This window comes from Paenibacillus sp. SEL3 (assembly GCF_054602585.1).
Genome location: NZ_CM137725.1, coordinates 1064346 through 1083196 on the forward strand (window position 1 = coordinate 1064346; position 18851 = coordinate 1083196).

The following is an 18851-nucleotide window of genomic DNA, read 5'->3' on the forward strand; positions in this document are numbered from 1 at the left end:
CCTGCGGAAACGGTCCGCAGGCTCAAAAAGATATATCAAAAGGGGGTCATGCTGTTATTATAAACTGCTAATATTAAGGAATGATGTTTCGAATATTACAATTGTATTACAGTCACTCTTTTGTAGCTAAATTCTCAAGTATCGACAATCTTGTGCCGTGCTCTCAACTTTAATCCAACTGCGATACATATCCACGATTGGAACGCAGCTTATAAATGACCTCATCATAATCGGCATCATTCACCTTTGCAGATAATACATACCGTAATTCATCTTGATCACCGTTAATATACACATCTGTTGCACGGAGCAACCCTCCGTCATGATTCGTTGTTCCGCTCCGATCTTCATCCAGATCCCTTTGGGCTGAGCCAGAGTTAATCTGGCCATCCTTCACATCTGGTAAAATATTCTCGCCATAAGCACCCGCCGCAGGGATTGCCGCACCCGCTGAGCCTCCTGTGCTCACAGAGCCAGTATTGTTATAAGGGACCAACGGAATTAAAACCCTCGTCTCCCGACCGAGCGTCTCATCCAGAGCACCTACTTCCAAATGTTCAGTTCTATAAGCCTGAAGCGAAGCTCTAGCGCCCTCAGCTTCATCTTCTGTGCGAAAATAAGCCTGAATCTGTTTAGCCATATCAAATCCTCCTCGTTAGGGAATTGTACTGGCATAAATCTAGGAAGCATTCACGGAAATTACAATGCCTTTAACAACTCACGCACAAAAGCGGGCTCATCCTTAGGGGTCCGAGACGTAATAAAGTTACCGTCCACAACCGCCTCTCGATCCTCAAAATAAGCACCCGCATTAATCAAGTCATCTTTCAATGGAGGATAAGCTGTAATCGTCCGGCCTTGTAACAAATCGGCACTCGCCAAAATTTGTGGCCCGTGACAGATAGCGCCAATCGTTTTTTTGGACTCATTAATTTCAGTTACAAATTTCAGAACATTTGCATCCAAACGGAGATTTTCCGGAGATGATCCACCAGGAATAACAACTGCATCATAATCACTTGATTTCACATCTGCAATGGCTTTTTCAATAGTATAGCTTACTTTACCTTGCTTACCGCTCACTTTCTCACCTTGCTTCAGCCCAACAATATCCGCCTCATGTCCAGCCTTTTTTAATTCATCATAAGGTACCTTCATTTCGGAATCTTCAAATTGGTCAGCCAATAAAAATGCAATTTTACTCATGAATGTTCAGATCTCCTTTCCGGTTATCCCTGATACAAGTTTAAAATTAAGCTTATTTTTCTACCACGATTTGTTATTACCCGCTTGATCTGTTTTTATAACAATTCGCAGCGGCGGAAAAGAAAAAGGAGCCTTTCGGCTCCTCCACTAATTCAATGCTACATATTTTATTTTTGGCCACTTTATGCTACTTTCGGGTGGCACCTTATTAACGCTCCATTTAACCCAATGTTACCTGCGCGGCAAAGCGCCGCGTCCTGGCTTGTCTATGGCTGTTGCAACATGCTGTAATAACGTATCAGCATTACGAGTAAGGCTGATTGCCTCCTGCATACTACCGGGAAAAAGCAGCATAGTGCTTCGATGCCCGTCCATTTTTGGGGTTTGACGCATAGCTTCGTCTCTCCTGTCACCCTTAGGCTATCCGCCTGGCTAATCACCAATTGGGATGACATTATGGTCCCTCTGAACAGCTATTTTATTCTACTCAGACCTCGCCGTGAATGTATAGTTACGAACGTTCGGTATCCAAAATCAGTGTGACTGGGCCCCAGTTCGTCAATGAAACATCCATCATAGCCCCAAAAATTCCCGTTTCTACCTTCAGGCCCTTGGCTCGAAGCTGACTGTTGAAGAAATCATACAGCTTCTCCGCTTCCTCAGGTTTGGCCGCCCCCATAAAGTTAGGCCTTCTTCCTTTACGGCAGTCACCATACAACGTAAATTGAGAGACAGACAAAATGGCTCCACCGACATCCAGAACGCTGTCATTCATTTTGCCTTCAGCATCATCAAATATACGTAATCCCGCCGTTTTATCCGCCAAATAAACGGCATCGGCTGCTGTATCTCCCTGACCAATACCAACCAGCAGCATTAATCCGGTTCCAATCTTGCCAACCACCTTTTGATTCACCGTTACCTGAGCGTCTTTACAGCGCTGAATAATGATCTTCATCGACTATCCGATATCTCCTTTAACCTTCCCTTTTAAAAGGTGCTCACAGCCGTACTACGGCTCTTTTAGCAGCCTATGGGTCTTTCTACCCAAGATATGTTACAAAGGCTATAAACCTATCTGTACGCTTCATAAGGTTATTGCATAATCCGATGCACGGTGTATACATCCTTCACCCGTTTAATCCGTTCGACAACAGAATGCAAATGATCCGTGTTGCGAATGAGAATCGTGATGTGAATCATCGCCATTTTATTTTTATCTGTACGACCTGTAACGGCCGAGAAGCTGGTTTTGTTCTCAGAAATGGCCTGAAGCACTTCATTCAGCAAACCGTTGCGATCATGGCCCGTAATCTCAATATCGACACTGTAATTGACTTCCGCTGCTTCTTCCCACTCTACTTCAATCACACGCGCCTGGTCTTCGCCCGTACCCGAAGGAATATTCGGGCAATCCGTCCGGTGAACGGATACGCCGCGTCCACGTGTTACATAGCCAATGATGTCATCTCCCGGTACGGGATTACAACATCGTGCAAAACGAACGAGTAAATTATCGACGCCTCTGACGCTGACACCGTTGGTAGGTGTTTTTTTCCGTTCGCCCTGCGGCTTGTACTCCTTGACCTCGGTCGTCAATTCGATCAACCGTGCCTCTTCTTGTTCCTTACGCAGCTTCTCTGTCAAACGTGTACAGACCTGCGCTGCGGTTATACCACCAAAACCAATCGCAGACAGCATATCTTCGGAATCGTTAAAAGAGAACTTCTGTGCCACTTCCTGAAGCTTGTCGTCGCTCATCCACACCGATGGCTCGATATCGCGTTTTCTTAGCTCACGTTCCAGATTTTCACGGCCTTTTTCAACATTCTCCTCACGCTTTTCTTTCTTGAACCATTGTTTGATTTTACTGCGCGCGTGAGAGGACTGAGCAATTTTGAGCCAGTCCTGACTAGGTCCATAAGAATGTTTGGACGTCATAATTTCGACAATATCCCCAGTTTTAAGCCGATAATCCAAAGGTACGATTCTTCCATTTACCTTAGAGCCAATCGTTCGATTGCCAACTTCGGTATGAATACGGAAAGCAAAGTCCAGCGGAACGGATCCGGCTGGCAACTCAATGACCTCTCCCTTAGGAGTAAACACAAACACAAGGTCTGAGAAAAAGTCCATTTTGAGCGATTCCACAAATTCCGACGCATCCTTCGCTTCATTTTGCAGCTCCAGGATTTCTCGAAAAAAGGTGATTTTATCCTCAAAGTTAGTGTTGTTTGCTCCGTTGCCTTCTTTATAGGCCCAATGGGCCGCAATCCCGAATTCAGCGGTACGATGCATATCCACTGTGCGAATTTGCACCTCGGTAGGCTCCCCGTTAGGACCTACTACTGTCGTATGAAGGGACTGATACATATTGGCCTTAGGCATAGCGATATAATCCTTAAACCGCCCCGGCATCGGCTTCCACAACGTATGGATAATCCCCAGTGTGGCGTAACAGTCTTTAATGTTATCCACAATAATTCGAATCGCCAGCAAATCATATATTTCATTGAACTGCTTGTTCTTCGTCGTCATTTTTTTAAACACACTGTAAATATGTTTAGGGCGTCCGGACAGATCAGCCTGAATGCCCATCTCTTCCAGCTTTTCTCTGATACGCTGTATGACATTATCAATAAACTGCTCCCGCTCTGCCCGCTTCTTATGCATCAAATTAGCAATGCGATAATACTGCTGAGGATTCAGATAGCGCAGAGCAATATCTTCCATTTCCCACTTAATGGCTGAAATACCCAGTCGGTTTGCAACCGGACAGAAAATCTCTAACGTTTCATAAGCAATCCGACGCTGGCTTTCCTCTGACTGATATTTCAAGGTACGCATGTTGTGCAGACGATCTGCTAACTTAATGACAATGACACGAATGTCCTGCGCCATAGCAATAAACATTTTTCGATAATTTTCGTTCTGTTGTTCTTCCTTGGAACGGAACTGGATACGCTCCAGTTTCGTCAGACCATCGACAAGCATCGCACATGTATCGCCAAAATGCTCGCGAATCTGCGCCAAAGACACCGTCGTATCCTCCACAACGTCATGTAAAAGAGCGGCGATAATGGAGATGGTATCCATCTGCATATTAACGACGATATCAGCAACCGCAAGCGGATGCAGAATATAAGGTTCACCGGACTTACGAGTCTGGCCGGAATGGGCCTGTTCGGCAAAATCATAGGCGTCCCTGATGCGGATAAGATCTGCTTCTCTGGTATAGGCCCCGGCCTTTTTAAGTAATTGCTCTATCCCCATTCTGCTCTATTCCGTGTCCTTTCTATGCAAAATGGAACCCGCCGATCAATGTCGCGCAAAGGTTCCCTTTTAAAAGTGATTTCCTACAATTATGACGGTTAGCACGTCACACGTCAACTATTACAGGTTTGGCATTGTAGCATTATTCTGTCACACATGGATAAGTAAAATGAGGAATGTTGACGAATTGAAACGAATTATATTGAAAAAATTACGAAAAGTAATTAATGTATATAAGAATAATTGAAAGAACTAAGGAGTGAACTGCGTTGCAACGCGAAATTCAAGTTAATGAAAAGCTACCGGCAGGACCTGGGTTCCTGCTCAGCGTACAGCATTTGTTTGCCATGTTTGGCAGTACCGTGCTGGTGCCGAATATTTTCGGCGTCGATCCCGGCATGATTTTGCTAATGAACGGTATTGGCACATTGTTGTACATCTGGATCTGCCGTGGCAAAATTCCCGCCTATCTCGGCTCCAGCTTCGCTTTTATCGCTCCAGTCAGTCTTGTGCTTAAAAACAATCCCGGCGGCAACGGCTATGCTATGGCCCTCGGTGCTTTCATCATTACAGGTATTATTTTCTGCCTCGTCGCACTGGTGATCAAATATGCCGGAACCCGTTGGCTGGACGTCGTATTTCCTCCAGCTGTTATGGGCTCCATCGTAGCCTTAATCGGTCTGGAGCTGGTTCCGGTTGCAGCAGGCATGGCAGGCATTATCAATGCCGATCCTACTAAAGCTTGGACTCCAGATCCCAAAACGATTACTCTTTCGCTCGTTACACTCGGGGTTACTGTTCTGGGTGCGGTGTTGTTTCGTGGGTTTGCCAAAATCATTCATATTCTGATCGGTATCGTAGTGGGCTATGTGCTTGCTTATTTTATGGGCATGGTCAATACACAGGCCATCGCAGACGCTCCTTTTTTCGGACATCCTGCAATTACCACTCCAGTTTTTAATACCTCTGCTATGCTGACGATTCTTCCTGTTGCTCTGGTCGTCATCGTAGAGCATATTGGTCACTTACTTGTGACTAGCAACATTGTCGGGCGTGAGTTGTCCAAAGATCCTGGTCTCCACCGCTCTCTGCTGGGTAACGGTATTTCCACCGTCATTTCGGGTTTTGTCGGTTCTACGCCTAATACGACTTATGGTGAAAATATTGGTGTCATGGCATTAACTAAAGTGTACTCTGTATGGGTTATTGGCGGAGCGGCTATCATTGCCATCCTGCTGTCCTTTTCAGGCACGTTCTCAGCGATTGTTTCTAATATTCCAGCTCCAGTTATGGGTGGCGTATCCTTACTATTATTCGGTGTCATTGCTGCCTCCGGTCTAAGAATCTTCGTTGAGCAAAAGGTTGATTTCGCCAAGCCAACTAACATGCTGCTTGCGACAATCGTGCTTGTTGTCGGAATCAGTGGTACTACGCTCACTTGGGGCGCTGTAACCTTGAAAGGTATGGCATTGGCTACAATCATCGGCATCATCCTCAGCTTGTTCTTCAAGCTGATTGACGTGCTCGGCTGGTCCAACGATAAATCACAGGAACCTTTAACCGAGAAAACACCAGATTGATATCTTTTTTTCAACTTTAAAAGGCCGCTCCATGTTAGTTATGGATCAACACGCTCAGGCTGTATAGACAAGCGTGTAAAGATCCATATCTCAATGGAGCGGCGTTTTTTTATGCACGGCCTTTTTTTCTAAAGATATCACACACGAAAGCGAGATACGACCTGATTAAGCGTATCAGAGACACCTGTAAGTGTCTTGACAGAGCTGTCCATACCTTCCAGATCCTTAAGCTGCCGTTCGGATCGTTCCGAGGCTTGCTCTGTACGTTTAGCTGAAGCTTTCGCAATGTCTGCAAGATATCCAATAGAGGCTGCAACTTCCTCTGAACCTGCCGACATTTCTTCTGAGGCAGATGAAACCTCCTGCACTTCTATCGCCACCTGCTGAATATCTTGATTCATCGCAATAAAACGTTCTTCCACCTCAAGTAAAATAGATACTCCTTCATCCATCTCCAGAGCACCCTGCTGCATTCCTTCCAAAGCTAATTTGGTTTCTTCCTGCATGGATCGGATTCGACTCGTAATTTGTTCCGCAGACTCGCTCACGTTTACAGCCAGCTTGCCGATTTCTGAAGCCACCACAGCGAACCCTCGGCCATGCTCCCCTGCACGTGCGGCTTCAATGGAAGCATTCAGTGATAGCAACTTGGTCTGCCCACTAATTTCCTGAATCATTCCAATTATGCTGCCAATTTGGGCGGACCGCTCATTCAATGAGCTTACTACCCTGCCTGCCTCATCCATAGATATTTTCGCTTTATGCATTCCTTGGTTGACCACGGTCAACCGTTCATTTCCTTGTTGTGCCTTATGTTCAATCTCAGTGGTAGCCTCGGATACATGCTGGATAGATTCAGCAATACGCTGTATGCCAACAGCCATTTCTTCCATCGCAGTCGCACTCTCTGCTGCTGCGACCAATTGAAGCTCGGCTCCTTCCTTCACCTGTGCCAGTTCTCCTGCATTATGCTGCGCATCTTTAGTAGCCCCAGAAATCTCTTGGGAAATTTTTATAGATACGCCTGAGATAACATCTGACTCTTCGCTCAAACGTGATGCCATTCCTCTGGTTGCCGCAATCACCTTATTGATCCCGTCAGCCATTTGGCCAAATTCATCCTTACGTTGTTGTGTTAGTTCAACGCTGTAATCCCCATGAGCCATACGATTGGTTATCTGCATAATTTTTTTAATCTCTTTGATCATACCTGAATTGTTAATTAATAACGCTCCCATAATTAGCAAGATGCCTGTAACACTAACAATAAGAAGAAGTTTAAGCATTTCGTTCGCAGAGCGGTTCAAATCGGATTCTGGCAGTAATACGCCGATTTTCCATCCGGTTTGTGGGAGTGTTTCGTACATTATCCGGTAGTCCTCACTATCAATGGGTACGGATAGTTGTCCGGACGTACCACTTTGAATAGATTGTGCTGCTTCCGCATTCATCGTTTTTGTTAACGGCTCGCCTGCTTTTAAGGACGGAAGACCGGATGACAAAATGGCTCCATTCTTATCCATCAAGATCGCACTACCGTTAGCACCAAACTTCATTTTTTCAATAAACGTTTGAATGTTTGTCATATTCAGGTCGCCAGTAATGACACCTAACAGCTTCCCTTCCCTGTCATAAAATGCTTTCCCTGCAGTAATCATATTGATTTTCAGTCTGCTATCGTAAAAAGGCTCCGTAAAATTTATATCCTTACCACGTTCCACGGTTTCTGTATACCATGGCTGTGTTAAGTAGTCATATTGTGGATCATCATATTCAATCGTTTGCTTCACTAGCTGGCCATCTCTATGCACATATATGGAACGGTAAGTCACTCCCGGATCATACGCACCTTTAGCAAAATAAATGCCCAATCCGTATGACATATCATTTAAAGCCAGCTCTTGTTCAAAATAACGTCCATAACCCTCAATGTTCATTCCTGCTCCCAGTTGTTCCGCACTCTTAGTCAGCATCGAAACAAGTAAAGCATGACGATCTACGTTAGCTGCAATATCTGCTTTAACCCTCGATAAGGAATGAGCAGCATTTTGGCTTATTTCCGTATCCAGCTTTTGCTTGGCAAAAAAATAAGACAAAAAGCTGATTAAAATCAGCGTTATAAGTACAAGCGGAACCAAGGTAGAAAATGTCCGTGCTCGTAAACTCTTAAATCGAAATAAACCCATTATGACCACCTCTGCTCCTTTTTAATTGTTTATCGACATTTATTCTAAATTTTTTATAACCATTTCCAATAAAAACAGTGGTAATTTGCACCAATCAAACAAAGTCACACCTAAAACACTTCTAAACAAAATAGCCCGATGGAGCAACTCTTTAGATAAAGAGATGTTCCATCGGACTATTTAGGCAATCCATACATAATTATTTCCCGGGAAACCCGGGTTTCGAAATACTTAATACGTAATCAGGGTGAATACATCTACGTCAGGCAGCTTCGCCCGACCGTTTAGATCAGACAGCTCGATAAGAAAAGCAGCCCCTGCCACATTACCACCAAGCTGGCGTACCAAGTTCACGGATGTAGCAATAGTTCCACCTGTAGCAAGCAGGTCATCAGCAATCAAAACATTTTGGCCTGGCTCTATAGCATCCTTATGCATCGCCAGCGTATCTTTACCATACTCCAAACCGTATGCTTCCTCAATGGTTTCTCCAGGGAGCTTGCCACTTTTACGGATGGGAATAAAACCAACGCCAAGCGCATAAGCCAGAGGCGCACCGATAACGAATCCACGTGCTTCTGGACCTGCAATCAAATCAATTTTTAAATCCGATACCAATTCCTTCATATCGTTGATAGCCTTGCGGTACAGTTCACCATTTTTCATTAGGGTTGTAATGTCTTTAAAACTAATCCCTGGTTGTGGAAAATCGGAAATCACCCGAATATATTCTTTGTAGTCCAACTTAGTTCCTCCTACTGTAAACTTCAAATTAGTATATACATTTTACAACATAAATTACGAAATAGTATCTCAAGACGCACCCTTCATAAGCGACATAATCCAGCTCGTCATCTGGGTGGTGTCCGCATCCAGCAAATACCGCTCCATTTCAGCCATATTATATAATTCCTGATAGCGCGGAGAAGCAGTTAAATCCCGCTTGGGCGGATTGGATACAAAACGGAATTGACCATCTGTACGCGTCATAAACTCGAGCTCTTCGAAGATGTCCAATACTTTGGATAACATGCGTACTGAACAGGAACACTGTCGGCTAAGAGCAGGCAGCATTGCCTTTTCATCAATAGGCTGTGTTCCCAATCGGGAAAGCACAACGTAAATGCGCTTGAACAGCTCTCTGTCTGGGCTTACGAGACGACCGCCACGCTCACTGACCGAATGAAGGAGAAATACGTTTTCTACATTTTCAAAGGTAGACCATAATGCCTGAAACTGATCCGGTGTATCCGGTGGCTCCAGTACGAATAACGACTTCACAGAGTGCTGTGCATCTCTTTGACCATCACTGGGAATAACACTGCCGTCTTTATCGTATAACCATAAGGATTCAGTGTCCACGGAGCTCGATGGACGAAGCCTAGAAGAAGGGTGGATCAACACCGCAACGTCTTTCTTTCTTTCCTCTATGCGTGGATGAAAGATCTTCAGTCCCCGTTCTAATTCGGCAAAAGGGTCCGACACTCCACGATAATCAAAAATTTGCGGCGCCTGCACTCGAATGTCCTGCATCATGAGCTGGAGAGACCTTTTACCGTTCCATTCGTTAATTGACAATTCACCCAGCAGATCTATCTCCGTTTCTTGCTGTAAAAAATCAGCCAAATCGCCACGACGAAAGGCAATCGCGTCCAGCGATAAACCGTTCTGCTCCAGCAGGAGCTTCACATGATTTTTCTCACGTCCCATTTTACGAGCCTCGCGCAATTGCAGACCCTGTAATACGAATCGTGGAGATGGATTCCCCATACCAAAAGGCTGAAGCAACTCCAGTTCTTCAACCACTTGCAAAGATACCTCGTCCAAACGACAGACCATATCAGCCTCAGCTACAGGAATGAGATCGTCTGGTGTCAAAATGGAACCCGCATAGCGGTTCAGCTGCTCTTCAAACAATTCCAGATTATCAGAGGACAGCGTCATACCCGCTGCCGAAGGATGACCACCAAAATGCTCCATAAGCTCATGGCTGTCCGTAAGAGCACTGTAAATATCCAATGCAGGAATAGAACGGGCGGAACCTTTGCACATACCTGTCTCAGCATCTATACCCAGAATAATGGTCGGTCGATAATAGCGATCCAACAGCTTGGATGCCACAATTCCGACAACGCCGACATTCCAGCCTTCACCAGCCAACACAATAACTGACGGTAGCTTGCCTCCATTCAGTTTGGATGCCAATTGTTGCTCGGCTTGCTCCACAATACGTTCAACCACCTGTTGACGCTCACGATTGAGCAGGTCCAGCGCATGCGCAAGTTGGTCTGCTTCTTCCTCTTTTTCTGTCGTTAGCAAAGAAACGGCTCGTCCTGCATGATCCAGACGCCCGCTGGCATTAATCCGCGGAGCCAAGGCAAATGCGATGTTGACTGAAGTCACTGTAGATATATCTACGCCCGCTACATGGAGCAACGCACGAATCCCCGGAAAAGCAGAGTTTCTCATGGATTGAATCCCTCTGCGTACCATCGTCCGATTTTCACCATGTAGTGGCATCAGATCGGCTACCGTGCCAATAGCGGCGATTTCAAACCATTCCTCCGGCACTTCACCCAACAGCGCCTGAGCGAGCTTCAGGGCAACACCAACACCTGCAAGACCTTTAAATGGGTATGGGCAACCGGGGAGCTTCGGATTAATCAAAGTATATGCCTCGGGAAGTACTGCAGGCGGCTCATGATGGTCCGTCACAATAACGTCTATCCCCAAGGAAGTTGCATAAGCAATTTGCTCTACTGCACTAATTCCCGTATCTACCGTAATGACCAGTGTAACTCCCTGCTGATGTGCCCAATCAAGGGCATGGTTATGCAGACCATATCCCTCGTTAGAACGATGAGGAATATAAATATCATAGGAAGCCTTTAGAAAACGCATGAGCTGAATCATCAATGATGTACTGGATACGCCGTCCGCATCATAATCTCCATAGATTAATATATGCTCGCCACGTTCCAGAGCCTGACGAATTCTCGGCACAGCCTCTTCCATACCAAGAAGCAAAAAAGGGTCGTGTACATCGTCCACACTTCCGTACAAAAAGCGGTTTGCTTCCCCGGCGGTAGTGACGCCCCGGTTCACTAAAAGCCGGGACAACAATGGTGAAATCCCCAGTTCCTCTGTCAACAGCTGAGCCGCTTCCAGGTTAGCCTCTGGGGTCTTCCATCTGTACTGCGAATGAAGCAATCCTATTCACCTTTCTTTCATAGTCGTCCTGCCCTATTGAAGCAACGACGACACATCATTATCTGGCAGTTCATGATTGGATTTGTATGGATATCCGGCTTGATAAGAAATGAACTTCATTTGTACATGGGTCACCTGTGGAAAACGGGCTAACAGTAAATTTTTGGCTCGATCGGCGATTTCCTGCGCTTCCTGTACCGTAATCCGCGGGTTCACACTTATCGTTACATCCACTGTTATGAAATGCCCTGTTTCCTGGGCATGTAAGTGTTCAACCGTTACAATACCATACACCCGTTGAATCGTCTCCATAAAGCGTCGGGAGTCTTCCTCCTGCAAGGGCTGCGCAGGAACCTGGTAAGCGGTATTCATTACCATCAAATATCCTTTACGCAGCACCAGACAGGCTACGAGCAAAGCTGCGGTTGGATCAAGATATAATAATGCAGGCCATTCCATTGCTTCGCCAGTCATTGCGCCGATCATGCCAATCAATGCAATCAACGATGCATACAGCGAGTAACGTTCATGGTTTGCGTACCGATCTGCTTCCTCTTTATGACCATGTTTAATCGAGTAGCGATATTGAAACTGAAATAGCGCTTCTCTCAATACCAACGCAATAAATACGGTAATTAATGCATACAGACCGGGTGCCTGCGGTTCCGAACTGCTTAATGAACGAACAGCCGAGATAGCTAGCTGAAGACCGCTCATCAGCACTAAAATAGCCAGTACCACAGATATGACCGTTCGAACCTTTTCACCGTTTCGCAACCGTGCCAGCATTCCGTGCCCTGTAGCACCCTTGGAACACAGAAGCTCCTGCAAACGGGAAGCACTATCTGCAGCCGTGTGCAGTGCATCTCCCAACAACGCCTTGCTGTTTGCCGCATAACCGACGGCTCCCTTTAGAACAGCCAGCGCGAGATTACCTACAATCCCGCTCAACGCCGCAGTTTCCAATGATCGGCTGCGTTCGCTATTCACAACGTTTCCCCCTCAATCCTGAACTAACCCTTTCCCAATAAAGCTCAATCTAAAATAACCGAATTTCTCAAAATCAAAAACCATTCACATTTAAGTGCCACTACTGAGCCTTACTTAAGGTAAATCTTAAAACCTTAGAAAACCGCGCCCAAGCAGACGCGGCTTTCTCTTTAATTTATACTACTGGTATTTGCGTAACTTAAGACTTTGCAGTTTTGGCCGCGCCCCCGCCAGCTGTCGGAGATTTTTGTTTTCCTTTCAATGCCACCCACAGCGGGCTGGCAATGAAAATGGAGGAATAAGCACCAAACAACAAACCAATGACCATTGCAAGTGAGAACATACGGATCGATTCGCCGCCAAATATGAACAAACATACGGAGGCAATAAACACCGTAAACACGGTTGCAAGTGACCGAGTCATTGTCTGCGCAATACTGTGATCAACTACCTGCTCTAAGTCGTCCCTGGACTTCTTCTTCGCAAATCGTAGATTTTCCCGAATACGGTCAAAAATAACGACGGTGTCATTAATGGAGAAACCAACAATCGTCAGAATTGCCGTAATAAAGGTCAAATCCACCTCAAGCCGGAAAATCGAGAAAATACTGATGACGAGGAAGGCATCATGCAACAACGAAACAATTGCTGCAACGGCAAACCGCCATTCAAAACGGATTGAGATATAAATAGCGATAGCCACAGAAGCCAATAAAATCGCCCATAACGCATTTCGTTCTAGTTCTTGCGCCATTTCCGTATCCACTGTATTGACCTCAAAGGAAGCCTTCGGATCCAGCTGTTTATTAAAAGAAATCTTAAAATCATTCACTTGCTGATCCGTCAAAACCTGTGAGAAGCGAATGCCGAAACGCTCTTTCCCCGGTGTATAATCTACCTCTTTACCGATTTTCTGCTTGTCCAGCAAAGTTTGGATCTGTTCCTGTGTAACAACCTTAGTCAAATTGACATCCACATTGGAACCGGAACGAAAGTCTACCCCGTAATTCAAGCCGAATATTGACAAGCTTAGAATACCAAGCAGTGTGATAATAATTGAGAACGTGTAAAACCACTTGCTCATCTTAATATATTTCAAGTTCCAATTAAAGCGCACTGATATCACTCTCCTTCACACCAAAATACTTGGCCTTCTTCACAGCATCCGCTTTAACCAGCAGATTGAGTAAGAAGCGGGAGAAGAAGATATTCGTCAAAATACTGGTGACAATATCAACGATGAGCACCAAAGCGAATCCTCGAACGGAGCCTGTTCCCAGACCAAACATAACCGCTGCCGCTATAATTGTCGTAACATTGGCATCCATAACGGTACGGAACGAAGCCTTACTACCTGCAATGACAGAAGAACGAATCGTTTTGCCTGACTTGATTTCTTCTTTAATCCGTTCATACGTAATGATGTTGGCATCGACCGCCATCCCGATCCCGAGCACAAAGGCGGCGATACCTGGGAGTGTGAGTACAAATCCACCCAAGTAGAAAATCGCAAGCACTACCCAGGTATGAACGATGAGACAGAAACTGGCCACTAATCCCGGTACACGGAACATTGCAATCATAAATACCAGAATAATGATCGAGCCGATCAATCCAGCACGAATCGTCTGATCCAGTGACAATTGACCCAGCGTAGCACCTACACTCTGAGAATATTTTTCCGTCAGTTTGAGCGGAAGGGCACCCAGATTAATCGTATCCGCCAGTTTATTCGCTTCATCACGAGTGTAGCTACCTGTGATTGACGCGCTACCGTCCGTTAATTCCCCACGCACTGTGGGTGCAGACAGCAATTCCTGATCAAGGAAAATAGCTAATTCTTTATTCAGAAGCCGCTTTGTGATTTCTGCAAATTTAGCTTTGTCCTTGACTTTGATACTAATCTCAGGTTGATTCAGCTGATCATAGCCTACAACAGCGCCATTCTCCACAAAATCATTACCGCGGAGCTCAATTTTGCTGTATTGACCTGGCTTCTTAGCATCTGCTGCCGTTGCACTGCGAAACGTTAATTCTGCAGGCTTTTTCAGCATGGAGCGAACTTCTGCCTCATTAGTGACACCAGCAAGCCGCACGCGAATACGGTTGCTCCCCTCTGTTGTTACTTCCGGCTCAGTCGTACCGAGCGCATTAATCCGTCTCTCCAGACTTTGAGCTGTTTGTATAAGAGACTGTCTGGTTACACTCTGCCCGGCTTCCAAAGGCTGGGCTTCATATAAAATTTCAAAGCCTCCCTTTAAATCGAGGCCTAATTTTAAACTGTTCAGTAGGCCCGGGCTTGTCCCGATCATAACACCAGTAGTTATGAGCACGACCACGATGAAACTTAGAATTCTCTTCATTCCGTCCCATGTTCCCCTTTCATTCTCAATATTCCTATTATAGCTACCCCTCAAAAAGCAGTCAATTTGAACGCAAAAAAAGACCCCCTTCTATTCGAAAGTGGAGCCCCGTAATGCGGACATAGTCAAATAGTTCATAAAGCTCGTCGCTTTAAGGGAAAGTATATCGTTAACGAGCTTGTGCAGCGGAGGAATACCCTCCTTTTCATATTTATGGCTGACGCAATTCCACACGTCCTTACTTGTGACATGCTCATAGCCTACGAGAATCAACTCGTCCGCCTTACTTTGACAAAGCATCTCAATTGCGTCATCCCAATCCTGCTCATCCAGCTCTTCCATACCCACGATGGCCGTTCCTCCTCCCAGCGACTACCGGTTCCGCAGATCAGCAATTAGCGGGGTTATTGACTGCTTTGTAGAACATTTCTGTCCTGATCCTGGAAAACCCTTCTTCTCGTTGAAAATAGCCTTAAATCAACAATATATGCAATCATTTCGCTCGTCAATAGCAGAATTCACCACTCTCCCTCTTGTTGTCTAAATCACTTTGTTTCTGAACGGAAAAGCTTGTCATGAAGATGGACAGGTCCAGCATATCTTCTAAAGTAATGTATAGACGCAGAATTACATTTTGGGGAAGAGGGAGTTGCGATTGAAAAAGCAGACATTCATCCATGGAGCAATTATTTTATTGGCAGCAGGAATTATCAACCGGATACTAGGTTTTATTCCCCGAATCGCACTCCCACGTATCATCGGCCCCGAAGGAGTTGGCTTGTACCAACAGGGGTATCCCTTTTTTATCGTTCTGGTGACGCTTATTACAGGGGGAATCCCTCTTGCGGTAGCCAAGCTAGTAGCCGAAGCCGAAACGGCGGGACAGCCCGAAATGTCGCGGCGTATTTTGCACACCAGCCTGCGCTTCACCATTACACTCAGTCTGATCGCCATGGTGCTCTGTCTTGTGTTCGCGCCTTGGATCACAAGCCATCTTCTGACCGACAGCCGCGTGTATTATACATTCGTGAGCATGAGCCCAATGATTGTCATTGTAGCTGTTTCTTCAGCTTATAGGGGCTATTTTCAGGGAAAGCAAAATATGATTCCTTCCGCTAGTTCCTCGATTGCCGAGACCGTTATGCGCATTTTTTGTGTCATTTGGTTTGCTTACTTGTTACTTCCCCATGGGGTAGCCTACGCTGCTGCAGGTGCCATGCTCGGTGCTCTGGCGGGCGAATTCATTGGCATGATTGTGCTTCTATGGCAATACGTGTGTAACCAGCGAAAAGATCGCATCCTTCAGCCGAATTCGCCTGGCCCCTCCTCTGAGGTTTATCCCGAGCAATCATCTGTTTTGTCACGTCTTATGTCTATATCCGTTCCCGTGACTGCTGGAAGGCTTGTCGGTTCCTTATCCTATTTGCTCGAATCTATCTTGTGCATGCGCAGCCTTGCCGTAGCAGGCATTGCAACTGGCGTGGCAACCGCACAATATGGAGCCATGCAGGGCATGGTCATTCCTGTGTTATTACTACCTGGGGTTCTGACCAGTTCATTAGCTGTTTCACTCGTTCCTTCGTTATCCGAAGCAGCGGCTAAGGGGCATATTATAGCCATTCACAAACGTCTACATCAATCGCTTCGGCTCGCTTTGGTTGCAGGAGCCCCATTTGCCGTGATCATGTATGTATTGGCGGAACCTCTGTGTCTGCTACTCTACAATAATGGCGATATTGCAGGAATGCTTAAGCTCATGGCACCTTTTGCTCTTTTTATGTACATTCAGGCCCCGCTTCAGGCAGCACTTCAGGCGTTAGACCGTCCTGGAAGTGCCTTATTAAATACCTTTATCGGAGCCGTTATCAAAATTGTGCTGATCGTCTGGCTTGCATCCCAACCTCAGTACGGTATCTACGGAGCTGTCATCGCCATTTGTATTAACAGTGCCATTGTTACTCTCCTTCATGGCTTCAGTGTCAGCAGGCTACTTCGCTTCCGCGTACGTTTGCTTGATTTCTGGAAGACCGGGATAGGCATGATCATCATGGCAGCAGCAGTGTTATATACCTACAGACATTTAACGATGTTCGACCAAATGTGGCTCCAATTTATTTTTGCCGCAGGCTTGGGAATTATTCTGTACCTTTTCCTGATGACCTTGATCAAAATGATTGATTGGGACAACCTTACACGCATTCCAATCCTGAGAAGATGGTTTAAAGCATAAGAAATCTAATCCGAAGATTTTCCATAGGCCGGTGGTGTAATGTACACATCACCTCTATGGTTAACCGAGCATAAAAAAACATCCTTAAAATCTTTGTGTCCCTTCGCTTGAATTTGATTTTTAAGCCAAAACCGGTTCATATCCATCCGTTCCAAATTTCGATCCAGCACCTTACCATCCATGATTAATGGAATAGGCAGTCCCTCATATCTAAACTTTCCACCGATTTGTGGAGAAGGATGGACTTTATCCACCTGTAGCTCTTTGTTTGCCAAATCTGTTCCGTTTAATTCCTGCTTCATTTTTTCGTGTTCCACTCCATCGTTATCATCCTTACCTATAACCGTTAGCTTACCTGTCGTTTCCAAAATAACATATTCAACTTCGTCCAGACTTTCTATATTTTGTTCACGAAGTTGTAACAGCAAGTCATCCAAATTGTAACGTTGTTTCACCATTTCGTCCTTGTTTAATTGTCCATTAGAGTACAATACACTGGGCCTACCATCAAATAGTAAGCGCAGTCGCCGACTTTTCAGACTGAAATAGGAAATCCCAATTTGCAAAATTAACAGCACTCCTAAAGGAATCAATCCTTCGTAAAGTGGACGTTTTATGTCCTCCAGACTGAATACAGCAATTTCTGCAATCATAATGGATATGACGAGATCGAAAACAGACAATTTACCGATCTCCCTTTTACCCATCAAGCGCATCACCAGATATACAATAAAATACATGAGCAGCGTCCGAAAAATATGAGCAAAAATATCGTGACTCAATATGTTCGCCTCCTCCCCTGTACTTGCAATAAGACATGAGTCGTTCATTGTACACGTATTCTGACCGTTCCTCACTTGGCTCATACAAAAAACAAAAGGCTAAATTATTGAAATAAAGAGAAAGACTGCTTGCGACTTGGTACTAAGCCGTGAGGCTTGGCCATAGAATGATAATAGTTCAAACCTTGGTACAGGAGGAATTATCAATGGAGCTCATTCGCCGCTGGTGTTCGTTTCGTCTGGCCCATCCTATTTTATCCGGCTTATTCTATGCTTTTGCATGGATGCTGCTTGGCGCATTGATTCTTTCACTACTCTTGTGGCTGACACAGATGCAGGAACAGGACTTATCATTGTATACGTACATCGTCCATGCATTCGCCATGCTATCTGGTGGCTTCGTCGCCGGTAAAAGATCAGCAAACAAAGGCTGGTATCAAGGCGGTATTACAGGTATCCTGTATGGACTAATCGTTCTGCTGGTCGGTTTTCTGGCATTGGATGCGGGCATGGTCGGCAAGGACCTGTTACACTTAGGTTTCGCGTTTGTCATAGGCGCAGGTGGTGGGATGTTTGGCATTAATCTCAGCAAGTAATCAAAATGTTTGTACCCATGTAATAAAACAACACAAAAAACCGAGCCTCCTCAAAGGCTCGGTTTTTGTATAACGGTCACCAGCATTTTACGATTTGGAAACAACTTCCTCAGATGCCGTGTCTTTTGCAATCGCGTTGCTGATTGCACTGCGGTCAAAGGTCAGCTTCGTGACATCATTCACACGCAAAACTACTACATCATCCGTAATCTCCATAATTGTACCGTGAAGACCTCCGATTGTAATGACTTTATCTCCCTTTTTCAAAGCTTGAAGCATCGTTTGACGTTGCTTTTGTTTTTTCTGATTCGGGCGAATCAGCAAGAAATAGAAGATTACAAACATCAGAGCCAGTGGCCAGATCATTTGAAAAAGTCCGCCAGTTCCACCGGGTGTAGCAGCGGCTGTAGCAAAATGAAACATGTTAAATCCCCC

Annotated in this window: 17 protein-coding genes; 3 read left to right on the plus strand and 14 right to left on the minus strand. The window is 45.4% G+C overall.

Annotated features, from left to right (window positions below):
- Positions 1-169 precede the first annotated feature (169 nt).
- The 5 genes from ACYCS5_RS05005 to ACYCS5_RS05025 form a co-directional block, all read right to left on the minus strand.
- The gene (locus ACYCS5_RS05005) at positions 170-640 is read right to left on the minus strand and encodes a hypothetical protein (RefSeq protein ID WP_069012463.1); all 471 of its coding nucleotides are present in this window, start codon (positions 638-640) and stop codon (positions 170-172) included.
- A 59-nt stretch (positions 641-699) separates the two neighbouring features.
- A complete protein-coding gene (locus ACYCS5_RS05010) occupies positions 700-1206 on the minus strand; it encodes a type 1 glutamine amidotransferase domain-containing protein (protein WP_342434397.1) in 507 nt (168 codons plus the stop codon).
- A 231-nt stretch (positions 1207-1437) separates the two neighbouring features.
- Positions 1438-1599: a hypothetical protein gene (locus ACYCS5_RS05015; RefSeq protein WP_165150826.1), complete on the minus strand. Its 162-nt coding sequence runs from the start codon at positions 1597-1599 to the stop codon at positions 1438-1440.
- Positions 1600-1717: 118 nt separating this feature from the next.
- Positions 1718-2164 (minus strand): D-aminoacyl-tRNA deacylase, encoded by a 447-nt coding sequence (dtd, locus tag ACYCS5_RS05020; protein ID WP_069012461.1) that lies wholly within the window; start codon positions 2162-2164, stop codon positions 1718-1720.
- Between the two features lie 137 nt (positions 2165-2301).
- The gene (locus ACYCS5_RS05025) at positions 2302-4479 is read right to left on the minus strand and encodes a RelA/SpoT family protein (RefSeq protein ID WP_025720225.1); all 2178 of its coding nucleotides are present in this window, start codon (positions 4477-4479) and stop codon (positions 2302-2304) included.
- Positions 4480-4748: 269 nt separating this feature from the next.
- On the opposite strand from ACYCS5_RS05025, the gene uraA reads away from it, so the two are divergent.
- Positions 4749-6059, plus strand: a complete 1311-nt coding sequence (gene uraA / locus ACYCS5_RS05030) for a uracil permease (protein WP_318627548.1) — start codon at positions 4749-4751, stop codon at positions 6057-6059.
- Between the two features lie 137 nt (positions 6060-6196).
- Here uraA and ACYCS5_RS05035 read toward each other — a convergent pair whose 3' ends face one another.
- The 7 genes from ACYCS5_RS05035 to ACYCS5_RS05065 form a co-directional block, all read right to left on the minus strand.
- On the minus strand, positions 6197-8245 hold the full coding sequence (locus ACYCS5_RS05035; protein ID WP_459760910.1) for a methyl-accepting chemotaxis protein: 2049 nt from the start codon (positions 8243-8245) through the stop codon (positions 6197-6199).
- A 231-nt stretch (positions 8246-8476) separates the two neighbouring features.
- A complete protein-coding gene (locus tag ACYCS5_RS05040) occupies positions 8477-8989 on the minus strand; it encodes an adenine phosphoribosyltransferase (protein WP_029514814.1) in 513 nt (170 codons plus the stop codon).
- 69 nt (positions 8990-9058) lie between these two features.
- The gene (recJ, locus tag ACYCS5_RS05045) at positions 9059-11455 is read right to left on the minus strand and encodes a single-stranded-DNA-specific exonuclease RecJ (RefSeq protein WP_459760911.1); all 2397 of its coding nucleotides are present in this window, start codon (positions 11453-11455) and stop codon (positions 9059-9061) included.
- A gap of 33 nt (positions 11456-11488) precedes the next feature.
- The gene (locus ACYCS5_RS05050) at positions 11489-12445 is read right to left on the minus strand and encodes a cation diffusion facilitator family transporter (RefSeq protein WP_165150829.1); all 957 of its coding nucleotides are present in this window, start codon (positions 12443-12445) and stop codon (positions 11489-11491) included.
- Between the two features lie 199 nt (positions 12446-12644).
- Positions 12645-13562 (minus strand): protein translocase subunit SecF, encoded by a 918-nt coding sequence (gene secF, locus ACYCS5_RS05055; RefSeq protein WP_051718082.1) that lies wholly within the window; start codon positions 13560-13562, stop codon positions 12645-12647.
- Positions 13552-14808 carry a protein translocase subunit SecD gene (gene secD, locus ACYCS5_RS05060; RefSeq protein WP_039275022.1) on the minus strand — a complete coding sequence of 419 codons (1257 nt, stop codon included), beginning with the start codon at positions 14806-14808 and terminating at the stop codon, positions 13552-13554. The genes secF and secD overlap by 11 nt, the downstream gene beginning before the upstream one ends.
- A gap of 90 nt (positions 14809-14898) precedes the next feature.
- Positions 14899-15156, minus strand: coding sequence for a post-transcriptional regulator (locus tag ACYCS5_RS05065; protein WP_013311570.1), 258 nt, complete (start codon positions 15154-15156; stop codon positions 14899-14901).
- Between the two features lie 307 nt (positions 15157-15463).
- Between ACYCS5_RS05065 and spoVB the strand changes: the two genes are divergently transcribed.
- On the plus strand, positions 15464-17038 hold the full coding sequence (spoVB, locus tag ACYCS5_RS05070; RefSeq protein WP_209949769.1) for a stage V sporulation protein B: 1575 nt from the start codon (positions 15464-15466) through the stop codon (positions 17036-17038).
- 5 nt (positions 17039-17043) lie between these two features.
- On the opposite strand, the gene ACYCS5_RS05075 is transcribed toward spoVB, so the two are convergent.
- A complete protein-coding gene (locus ACYCS5_RS05075) occupies positions 17044-17820 on the minus strand; it encodes a YetF domain-containing protein (protein ID WP_039275025.1) in 777 nt (258 codons plus the stop codon).
- 206 nt (positions 17821-18026) lie between these two features.
- Here ACYCS5_RS05075 and ACYCS5_RS05080 point away from each other — a divergent pair, with 206 nt between their 5' ends.
- Positions 18027-18416 (plus strand): TIGR04086 family membrane protein, encoded by a 390-nt coding sequence (locus tag ACYCS5_RS05080; RefSeq protein WP_039275026.1) that lies wholly within the window; start codon positions 18027-18029, stop codon positions 18414-18416.
- An 87-nt stretch (positions 18417-18503) separates the two neighbouring features.
- On the opposite strand, the gene yajC is transcribed toward ACYCS5_RS05080, so the two are convergent.
- Positions 18504-18839: a preprotein translocase subunit YajC gene (gene yajC, locus ACYCS5_RS05085; protein ID WP_029514804.1), complete on the minus strand. Its 336-nt coding sequence runs from the start codon at positions 18837-18839 to the stop codon at positions 18504-18506.
- Positions 18840-18851: the final 12 nt, after the last annotated feature.